At 59.0% G+C, this 10,351-nt stretch carries 9 protein-coding genes; 2 read left to right on the top strand and 7 right to left on the bottom strand.

The window, feature by feature from the left end; genetic code table 11:
- Window positions 1–591: 591 nt before the first annotated feature.
- From ACFFNA_RS33005 to ACFFNA_RS32975, 7 genes are all read right to left on the bottom strand, one after another.
- Entirely contained in the window at window positions 592–1,527 is a 936-nt protein-coding gene (locus ACFFNA_RS33005) for a sacsin N-terminal ATP-binding-like domain-containing protein (protein ID WP_378923980.1), read from the bottom strand.
- 152 nt (window positions 1,528–1,679) lie between these two features.
- Complete coding sequence (gene hxsA, locus ACFFNA_RS33000) at window positions 1,680–2,225, bottom strand: His-Xaa-Ser repeat protein HxsA (protein WP_378923978.1); 546 nt, start codon at window positions 2,223–2,225, stop codon at window positions 1,680–1,682.
- Window positions 2,222–3,331, bottom strand: a complete 1,110-nt coding sequence (hxsC, locus tag ACFFNA_RS32995) for a His-Xaa-Ser system radical SAM maturase HxsC (protein WP_378923976.1) — start codon at window positions 3,329–3,331, stop codon at window positions 2,222–2,224. The genes hxsA and hxsC overlap by 4 nt, the downstream gene beginning before the upstream one ends.
- The gene (gene hxsB / locus ACFFNA_RS32990) at window positions 3,328–4,737 is read right to left on the bottom strand and encodes a His-Xaa-Ser system radical SAM maturase HxsB (RefSeq protein WP_378923974.1); all 1,410 of its coding nucleotides are present in this window, start codon (window positions 4,735–4,737) and stop codon (window positions 3,328–3,330) included. Before hxsB ends, hxsC begins: the two co-directional genes overlap by 4 nt.
- On the bottom strand, window positions 4,734–5,009 hold the full coding sequence (locus ACFFNA_RS32985; protein WP_378923972.1) for a hypothetical protein: 276 nt from the start codon (window positions 5,007–5,009) through the stop codon (window positions 4,734–4,736). Before ACFFNA_RS32985 ends, hxsB begins: the two co-directional genes overlap by 4 nt.
- A gap of 302 nt (window positions 5,010–5,311) precedes the next feature.
- Window positions 5,312–6,988: a RecQ family ATP-dependent DNA helicase gene (locus ACFFNA_RS32980; RefSeq protein ID WP_378923970.1), complete on the bottom strand. Its 1,677-nt coding sequence runs from the start codon at window positions 6,986–6,988 to the stop codon at window positions 5,312–5,314.
- Window positions 6,989–7,508: 520 nt separating this feature from the next.
- Entirely contained in the window at window positions 7,509–7,943 is a 435-nt protein-coding gene (locus ACFFNA_RS32975; RefSeq protein ID WP_378923968.1) for a hypothetical protein, read from the bottom strand.
- 18 nt (window positions 7,944–7,961) lie between these two features.
- Here ACFFNA_RS32975 and ACFFNA_RS32970 point away from each other — a divergent pair, with 18 nt between their 5' ends.
- Both ACFFNA_RS32970 and ACFFNA_RS32965 read left to right on the top strand, forming a co-directional pair.
- A complete protein-coding gene (locus tag ACFFNA_RS32970; protein WP_378923966.1) occupies window positions 7,962–8,579 on the top strand; it encodes a hypothetical protein in 618 nt (205 codons plus the stop codon).
- A 406-nt stretch (window positions 8,580–8,985) separates the two neighbouring features.
- Complete coding sequence (locus tag ACFFNA_RS32965) at window positions 8,986–10,209, top strand: ATP-grasp domain-containing protein (protein ID WP_378923964.1); 1,224 nt, start codon at window positions 8,986–8,988, stop codon at window positions 10,207–10,209.
- The last annotated feature ends 142 nt before the right edge of the window (window positions 10,210–10,351 follow it).

Below are 10,351 nucleotides of genomic sequence, written 5' to 3'. Positions count from 1 at the left end.
TCACCGAGATTTTCTTTTTCGGGGCCGCGTTGATCTTGGCGGCGCGGTCTTCCATCGCCTCAACGTGTTCCTCGTCCGATGCGAGGCGAATGGCATCGGCCGCGATCTCGCGCGCCTCCTGCCAGGCCACCACCCACTCGGCCTCGATGCCGCGGCGCGAGGCATGCGGGAACAGCGACGCGATCGCGTGGCCACCGTAGAAGATCGCTTAGGTAGGCGTATTCATAGGCGATGTCCGACAAGGCGACGGGCGCGCCGCCAATCAGGATCGCCCCATGCTCGCCAAGCCAATCGCGCACGGTTTCGAATGATTTCGCGAAGCCACCACGCAGCCAACGGTCCCCTTCGTTGCCGATATACTCGGCAGCGACCGGCACGAAGCGCCAGGCGTCTTTGGGCGTCGCCAGCATACGGCCATACGCGATCTCGCCAAGCACATCGCCGCATCGCTCGATCAGCCAGTTGTTCCACGTGCTTTCGATCAAGGCCTCGCGCGTGGTGCTGGGATCGAATTGCGCGTCGAGCGAAAATGACAGGTCCACTGCGACGCGGGTCTTGAAGCCTACATAAAGACTTCCCGCGCCCGCCGTTCTAGGCACGGCGATGGAGATTCGCGTCTCCTCGGCGCGCCTTGTGAGCTGGATGCAAATGACCGGGCACCGGCAAGGTTGCGCGCCACACGGTCCACGATGCTGCCGTGCTCTGGACCTCGCGTCTCGATAGCGCGGTGATGGAGGCGCGACCGCCAACCAAAGCGATGTTTTCCCAGGCGCCGAAGGTCAGGGTGCGGCCTTCCATGGTCGCGCCGGTTAGATCACACCAGCGGAAACTCGAGACCCAGGTCAAGAAGATCAGGCCATCGTCCTCCCACTCCGCGAACCAGGCTTTCAGCCCCTCCTCGCTGAAATCCGGTTTCAGGCGCAGGACGATCATCGTGTCGGTCGCGGGATCGTAGAAGCCGGGCAGCGGTCCTTCCGCTGGCACAACTTGGACCGAAAGCTGATCCCCGGAAAAATGATACGGCGACGAATGGATCGCGAGGTCATCCGCGATGCGCTTAAGTGTCTTCAGGCCAATGCCAAACCGCCCGCGCTGGTCGGTTCTGTTAGTCTTGGTCGTCACGAACGGCAGCGCCATCCCAAGCACGTGCTGGCAGGCAACCGGGTGACCGTTATGCACGATCAATAGCTCGCGGCCGGCAGCGGTGTCGCGGAAGGCGAAGCGCACTTCCGAGGCGCATAGATCATCCGCGTTTTGGATCACTTCCGTCAGCCCCTGAAACGGCTCGACGTTCAAATCCTCGGCGGCGGCGGCTGCTCCGCGCATCATCTTTTTCAAGGCACCGGGCGATGATGCCAAAGCACTCGCCAATCCAGTGACCACGGCATTGGCGAATTCGGGCGTGCGCGGATCGCTCAGATCATCGACACCCGGCTGATCGTCCCAGATCATCCTCGCAGCCTGAGCACCCAGGTCGGCGTCACTCTCGGCCGCAATCGGTGATGGAAGCACCGTGAATTCGTTCATAGATAAGTGCCCCTCAAAATCTGATCGTTCGAAAATTAGCGCGAACAAAATAGCGATCTAGTTGTTCGGGGCTAGGTTCAAGCTCGACAGCGATCACAGCCGGGGCGGCCTCGCTAGCATTTGCGCTTTTGCCCATGCGCGGTAGGAGTCCCTTATCTGGCCTCTATCCTCAGCGCAGTCAGCGTCTCAGGCGTAATCGTCCCGGTTACCTTCAAAGAGTAGTCTGCCTGCATGCGCAGTAGCCCGGCCCTCAACTCCGGATTCATTTCGCCGTCTATCTCGCCGCTATAGTAGCCGAACGCGAGCAAGGCGAACTGGACCTCCTGGACGATCTCCTTGAACTTGTAGGCGTTGCCCGGAAGTGTCTTCAGCGGTGCCTGCACTGGCGCGATAGCGGGCGCCTGGTAGGTCGGCGCGGGCGTGGACGGCGCGCTATACAGCGGAGCGGACTCACTCGGCGCTGGTGGGATGTAGGAATAGCCCCCGGTCGACGACCTATGACTCGAGTGAGAACTGTGGCTGCTGTGACTGCTATGTCCGGCCAGCGTGTACAGGTGGTCGAGCTTGAAGATATCGAAGAGGGATTTCGTCTTTCCGAGGTCGCCGCCCAACGTTGGTTTGGTCGGCAGCGCCTGTGCATTGGCTGGCAAGAACCCCGCCGCGAGCAGCGACGGTATCGCGAAAAGCCGCATCTTCATTGGATAGCCCCCAAGTTGCTGTATCCGTGATTAGGTGGATGCCACTCGAAAAATCCCCCGCACCGAGCTTTCAACGAGCATCCGTTGCACTCCTCCCGGTAGGCGCGCTTCCAGTCGGAGATCGTGGCCGGCGCGAGATGGCGGTATCCTTCCGGTAACGTGCAGAGCGGGAAATTGTAGAGCCAGGCGTCTATCCCGCGGCTTCTCACGAGATCGATGGAACGGCCGACAACATCGAAGCCTTCTGAACTGTCGTAGAAGAGCGTCTTCCAGTTCATGCGGCCGTAGCCGATGTTCTCCATCTGCATGACTGCCCAGGTGCGGATGAAGGGCAGCGTCGACGCGATGAATCGTGCCAGACCAAGCAGCCCGTCAGCGTTCGGACGCATCAGTACCGTGCGAAGCTCTACCTGAGCACCGAGACGGCACATCAGAGCCAAATTCTCCAAAAGCCGCGCGTGCGCGCCCGCCTTGCCGACGATCTCGTCATGTACGCCCGGATTGCGGGAATAGAGAGGGATACCCCAGACTACCCTGCCCCTGTCGATGTGGCCCATCGCGTCCCGATCGGCTTCTTCAAAGTGCTGGCCATTGGTCAGGACGTGGAAGGAAAGGTCCGGGCGCGCCTCGAGCACGCTTTGGAGAAATCGGAACAGCTGAGCCTTGAAAAGCGTCGGCTCCCCGCCGGAGATGCCGATCGTCGCGCCTTCTGGCGCAAGCAACGCCGCGGTCTCGAAATACGGGAATAGGTCGACGTGGTGCTTCTTGGGCGGCTGGGAGCACATCAGGCAAACCTGGTCGCACCGCTCTGTAATCAGGAAGGTGTTGTGTTGCGACGCACTACGGATAAGGCGGTCCGCCGTTCCACGCCGCGGGTTCACGAGCAACACGTCTCCATCGACCTTGGAAGGATCGATGCCAAGGACTCGTATCGGACCGCCCTCGCCGACGTAATCAGCCCCTTCCGGGCCGACGCGCTCCAGCGCGGCGTCGAAAGGATTCAGTGCCTCGCTCCTTTGCTCCCAAGCGTTGGCCTCAAACGAACGAAGCCGGACCACGAAAGGCCGGTCAGCGTTTGCTTCCACCTTGATGCGCAGGGGTATCATGGCTGGACCGGCGCCATGTCGCCGGTCCAGCCGGCGACGCCGAGCCAGGCGGCCACCGAGGCGCGCGTCGGCTCGTCCTTTTGGTAGAGAACCTCAAAGACCTTGTCGAAGAGCGACAGATGTCGGCCGCAGAACCATGTGTCGGGCCGCGGAACGTCAATCCGGCCGTACCGGGAGATATCGTCGATCACGTCAGTGCCGCAGAACGGCTGATAGGCGCAGTGAATGCAATCCGGATCGAAGTGGTTGAGTGCCCCAGAATTGAGAACGTCTACCTTTGCCCGGTCGATTCCCGTCCCGACGTCACCAATGCTGAGATCGATACGGCCGATCCTGGACAGCATCCGGGCCTCGTCGGTAGGGTAGAAGCGGCCGTCGTGGTCTATCACGACATAGTCGGAGGCGAAGAAGTTCGGGTTGCGTATGTCGACGTGGTTGTCGGCATCGAAGCGGAGCACACGCTTCAGGCACTGGCTGAAGTAGTATTCCTCCATAAATCGCCCGGTGCGATGGTTACGGGCAATCAGCAGCTCGATGAATTCGCAATGGAGGCGGTTCCAGCGGGCGAGGACATCGTCGCCTTGGTGAATTTTTCGCGCGAATCCCTGGTGGTTTATCGGGCGAAGGTAGACTGACTGGATTCCATAGCGTTCGTAGTTATCCAGCAGCGACTCGAAGTCCGGCGGATTGGAGACATCTACCGTCGGCAATGCCGAGATCTTGCCCTTCGGATAGCGGGAAACGGCTGCCTCGAGATTTAGAAAAAAAGTATCGGTGACTTCGCTTCCATGCGTGCGCTGGCGCTCATGCGTTACCCGGTCTCCGTCAAGGGAGGTGCTGATGAAGGTGTCGTCGGCATCCAGGAACGCCCATGCACGCGGATCCAGTCGTTGCAGGTTCGTGCAGACGACGAACTGGGATTGGGAAAACTTTTCCCGGCAGAAGTCACGGACGGCTTCCAGCATGTCGACCCGCAGCAGGGGCTCGCCACCCTGGAATTCGATCTTAATGTCGGGACCTTCCAGCCTGTCGAGAAACGTGAGGACACCGGCGAGGATTTCGGGCGACCAATCGAACCCGCGAGCCTTTTCGGGAGCGCGGGAAACCTGGCAATAGCTGCAGGCAAGGTTGCAGCGGAGCGTCGGCACGAGGATGACGTAATTCATTCTCGTCGGCCTCGACTGGCGCCGCGCCCACTTGTAGGCGAACGAGGTCCAATTAAGGTCGAGTTCCCTGTCGAAGCCGTGATTTCCCTCCCTCAGGAACGACTCATCGGCGGGGGACAGGTTGTCGGCGGCGTACCGATCCAGGAAGCCGTGGCTGGACTTGAAGAACTCGCCTGCGTCATCGGAGAACAGCACCGAACCGTCCGGCATCTCGCGGAACTTCAACGGCCATACGTTCATCGGCTTGTCACCGCGGCGACAAGCGCCTCACGCGTGAACAAGGTTTCCGCGTATATTTTCTCGCGGTAGACGGCGTGCAAAATATCTTTTCGAAGCTGGTCTTCGGCAATACCGCCCGATGAGCCTATTAATATCGTACCGCCCTTCCACGCAAGGCGGCAATTGGGGTAGAGTGCCTGCAGCCGAAGCATCGCGGCATCGGCGTATTTCTCGAACTGCGGCGGAATCTCCACCACAAATTCGGATTCAGTAGCTTTCGGAAATTTCGTCATGTCCCCACCCCGCGCGATAATGCGCGGCGCGACTCGAACAATCAACGCCTATTTGCTTTCTTCGTTCGTCTTTCCGCTCTATCTACTCGTTGAAATACTGTTCTTCGTTCACGCCGGCCGGCAAGGCGAAAGGCCTAACGACCCTACACCGCTGCGGTCTGCTGTTTCATCCGCGAGACATGTCAGATATCATCAACTCCTTCCTGTCGATCAGGGGCTAGACGGCCACAGGACGTAACTGGCCAAGCATTCGCCAATTCTTTTTCGCCGCAAATGTGCAGCACCACATAGGCTCTATGAACCTAGCCAGCAACGACACGGGCAACGAACCGCGCCCTTCCAAGGCGTTTGATCTCCACCTGGTTGCAATGGTCGCAACAGGCCTGGAAACGTCGAGTATTCCTCCGGCTGCTGAATACCCAATCCAAAATCCTGACCGAAAGGCTCGGGCGCCGGACGACCTTCGGCCCCTGAAAATATTCCGAGATCGCGGTGCGCATGCAGGACCGAGTCCTCATTATCTCGCTGACCTGGTCAATCTGATGATGGCGCTGCTCCAGCATCTGCTCCCGGTCGAGCGCGAGGACCTGCGCTGTCTCCACCGTTTTCTCGGCCATGAAACGCAGCCTCGAGATATCTCGGCCGACACTCGAACCACTGTGAAACATAACCGCCACGGAAGGCTTCCCATCCCTTCCGGCGCGGCCGAATTCCTGCAGCTGGTCTTCGACCGATGCCGACTGCTGCCAATGGATCACGAGGCGGACGTTCGGGACGTCGAGGCCCATGCCAAAGGCGTTGGTGCAGATGATCTGGTCAACGACCGGCCTGCTTTGCCCAAGGAAGCGCTTGACGAGTTCCTGCCGTTCCCATGCGTTTCCCAACCTGGAATGATAGAGCGGCACTTCAATCCCGAGACTGCGCAGGGCCGCTTGCAGTTCCTCGCCGACGTTCGTTGACGGCACGAAGACCATCGCCTTCTGTCCCTGGAGCTGTGGCAACCGCAGTAGCGATGCGATTTCGACGGCTCGCCGATCGGCTGCGCATCGCCATCGGAGGAGCGCGATATTGGGTCTGTCGACATCGCGCACAAAGACCTCGGCGTCTTCAATGCCGAGCGATTTCAGGATGCGCTGCTGCATCTCCTGCCCGGCGGTCGCCGTGAACGCCAGGACGGGTGGCGAACCTAGCTTTTCGCGGACCTCCTTGAGGCGGCCGTATTCCCGCCGGAAGTCCCTGCCCCATTGATCGACGCAGTGGGCCTCGTCTATGACAATAAACGAAGGCCGCGTCTGCTTCAGGCGAGCACGTTCGCTCTCGCTCCTGACGAAGAAGCGCTCGGGAGCCAAATAGAGCAACTTGATCGCGCCCCGGCCTAGCAGTGAGAATCGGGTCTGTTTCTCCTCGACGCTCAGATCGCTATTGATGAAGGTGGCAGGGATCTTTTTCGCCAGCAGATCTGACACCTGTTCCGACATCAGGGTCTTCAGGGGGCTGACGACCATGGTCAGGCCGCGGCGAAGCACGGCAGGCAGCTGAAAGCAAAGGGTCTTGCCCGATCCGGTCGGACTGACGACCAGGACCGATTTTCCAGAGAGCGCAGCCAGCACGATCGGCAACTGGCCTTCCCGGAAACGATCCTTCCCGAACAGCCGGAGAGCCGGCCCGAAATTGCCCACGCCTTCAAAAACCTTGCCTTCGGTATCCAACCAGCGGGCAAGCCTGACCGCCCATCGCTCGATTACCCGTCTCGCAAGCCTGCCAGCCAGGTTTGGGTGATGGGCTGCATGGCAACCATCACAGAGGGTAACGAGGTTCGAGAGCTCGTCCGTTCCACCCATTGATCTCGGCAACAGATGATGCACGTCCGCTTGGGCGGATTTCACCGGCGTAGAGCACGAGACGCAGCGGCAGTGGTCACGCTCGAGAACCTGAATGCGTATTTCGTGCCACGAATCTGCGGCAATAGGTTGGCCCATTTCTGCTCGCGCCCCGTCCTTCGAAGCTGCGGAGTAGCAGAATAGTTTTATGAAAAGCTGACCAATGTCATCGTCACGCCGAGGTCCAGGCGGCGCGAATGGTGCCGACGTCCCCGTCGACAGGTGACTGTGCAGCCGATGCCGGTGTCGGCCTGGCCCTGCCCTATCGCCGCCGCTCACCAGGTTAGCGGTGGGCTGATGCAGGACCCGGCCCGCCGAGAAGGGAGAGCGCAATGAGTGAAGCCCGAGCCCACCGACCAAGGCTCCTGACATAGGTGCACATTGAAGCATGTTACCGTGACGCGGGCACCTGGCCGAGGGCGCGAAGCTCCTCATAGACCCGGATCAGTGTCCGCCGCTCCCGCTATGGCTTCGCCGCGTTCGCTGACCGCAGCCAGTCCCACTCTTCCCGCCTGGCGCCCTGCGCGGATAAGGTTGATGCTCGCGCTCGTATCGGAACTCCCTATCGCTCCGAATGCGGCGGTCCCCTTCACTCCCTTAAGGCGAAGGCTTTGGATTTTCAGGTGGAACAGTAAGCGTGCATGCCCAGGCGCTTCACAACGCCCGGTTCGCGTATTAGTTGTCCGTTTGGTAACGCGTCACGCAAACCCTTTTTCGTTTGCGGCGTGACTTTTTTGTTGAATTTTACGAAGACCTTCGTATATTGAGCGGGCAGATGGCTTTCAAGGGTGTCGGGTATCGCGTCATCAAGGCACTGAAGGAAGGTACTTATCAGCATGCGGCCCGTGGGGGCATCGAGGACAAGAATGCCTTGATGACTGGCGACATCTCCCCCGAGCAACTGATAACGATCATCGACAGGTGCAATGGCACGCACCATGAGAGTTCTGAACACCATGAGTTCAAGGGCATTGAAGTCCACATCCTCAAGCGAGATGGATGGTACATAAAATTCTGCTTCGTTGACCCTGACACGGTCTTCATAAGTGTACATCCGTCAAGGTAGGCTAACATGAAAATCTGGTATGCTGGAGATAGGAGCAAGGCGCTCTGCGAAAAATGCCGGAAAGTCGTTACGACGACTTTCGATTACCACGATGTGCCCTTCGAAAGCGGGATCGGAGTGGCAAAGCAGATCATGGCGGCTACCTGCGACGAGTGTGGTACCGTTGTGGCTATCCCCCCGCAGTCGACGCCAGCGATCCGCGTTGCTCGCGAGATTGCTTCCAGGCCTTTGGAAGTGGTTATGGCCGCGCCGTTTATAGATACGTTGGACCTGGCGTCCTATCGGATTGATCCTTCTGCTGGCGTGATCCTCCGGAAGTCGCTGATCGCATACTTCGTGCACAGGTCCGTAAACGACGATTCCTTGGTTGAGCGGCTTCGCAAAAACGCGGAGGTTCATCGAGCGAAGTGGAAAAGCTGGCACGACACCCCGTCAAAACGTCTTTCGATGAAAATAACCCCACGCGTTGGCGACGAGTTCGACGAACTCGTCAAGAAAAGCGCGCTGAATAAGACAACATTGGTCAAGTCCATCGTAATGGACATTGGCTCCGAGATCGTTGAGCCCCAAGAGCCGCAGATGATGCCTGAGTTGCGCAGGATGGCTGCGGCGCTTGCTGCCTAGTGTCAGTAAAACCGACAAGCAGGCCAGTTTGCCATAACTGCGCGGTCCATACGTGTGGAAATTCGCTTTCCCGCACGTATGGCAGCCAAGGCATAACTCATGGGTCATGCGGATGAGGCGGGCTACGGCTACGGTGCGAGCCCTCATGGCGGATTGGGCACCATCGCGGCCCATCGCCGATCTCTAAAAGCAGTATTGAATCCGATTTGCGCCTCCTCGGGAGTCCCAAGCCGTGGAAAACCAACGCTGCCGTTTGCAACAAAACTCAAAATAAAATTCGCAGACTCTTAACACCGAAAAATCGTTGACGCGGTAACCTAGGGCCAGGTCTGAGGTCACGCGCGGCTGAATAGATGCCGCCAATCCTTCAGACCGCCGCATAGCGCACAAAAGGGGAGTACAGCAAATGGCCAGAGCGCTGATCCTGGTTGGGGGCACGGTAATGGGCTCGGGCCTGCTCTACGTCCAGGCTGCTCAGCGTCTTGGCCTCCAGCCAATTACCCTTTCGGACGATCCAAGTCGCTATGACAATTTTGGAGCAAAAGACGTTGAGACAATCCGTGTTGATACAGACGACCTGGATGCATTGATCCGGGAATGCTCTCGGCTCCGAGAGACCTATGAAATCGCTGGGATTACGAGCGCAAGGGATGCATTTTATGCGACAGCCGGCAAGCTCTGTCGGCACTTCGATCTACCTGGACCAAACCCAGGAGCTATTGAACAATGCTGCGATAAGTACACCCAGCGTCAGCTTCTCGCGGCCTCGCGCGTTCCGATACCTGCTTATCGCTTGGCAACCAATGCTGCGGACGTAGAGAATTCCGCCGCGGAGATCGGGCTGCCGGTGATAGTTAAGCCTGCGGCCGGCAGCGGCAGCGTCGGTGTCCGATTGTGCCGCACTGCCGACGAGTTGGCCGAACATACGAATTATCTTTTGGGCGGGCAGCACATATGGCAATCTGCGCCGAGAATCCTGGTCGAAGAATTCGCACGAGGCCCGTGTTACTCGGTCGACATAATGGGGAACGAGGTCATTGGGATTGGCATCGGCGACTTCGCCCCTCCACCGCATTTCGTCTATCGTGGGTCGACTTACCCGGCCCCACTGAGAGGTGACGAGTATGAGCGTATCGCCGATATTTCGCTGAGCTGTTTGCGCGCCCTCGGCCTTGGCTGGGGGCCAACGGGCATCGAATTTCGGTGGACCGAGCGTGGCCCTGTTGTTATTGAGGTCAATCCGCGCCTTCACGGCTCACCAAATCCCCAAATGGTTCAGTTGGCGCACGGTGTTGATCTTATCACCGCGCACATCAAGCTTGCCATCGGCGAAGAATGCGATTTGCGCAAAAGGCATGCGCAGACGGCGGTCGCGCGATTCCTGGTTGCAGATCGCGACGGGTTGCTCGATTGGATCGGTGGGGACAGCGAGGCGGCTGCTGTATCAGGTGTCGCGGAGGTCAAATTTTACGTTCAACCCAAAACGCCGATTGTCAGAAAAGGCGATTATCGAGACTGCTTGGGACATGTCGTCGCGGCTTCATCCAGTCTTCCTCGCGCCGAGGCAATACTCCAGCGTGGCGTCGATGCGATCGATTGGTCCATAATACCGTTGAGGGACGGGAGTTGAAAGTGACTGGCAAGTATGAATCCGGGCTTATCTGACGATGCTGAGATCAATAGGAAGTTGCCGCGGCCGTGCACGAGCGCCTGCGCACTTTATCAGCCTAAAGAAGATGCAACACCGGCCGCCGAGATATCTCGTCGAGCGC

This window comes from Mesorhizobium kowhaii (genome assembly GCF_042431665.1).
Taxonomy (GTDB): domain Bacteria; phylum Pseudomonadota; class Alphaproteobacteria; order Rhizobiales; family Rhizobiaceae; genus Mesorhizobium; species Mesorhizobium kowhaii.
Note: the sequence above shows the minus strand (reverse complement) of the source record. Positions and strands in the feature narration are given on the sequence as shown.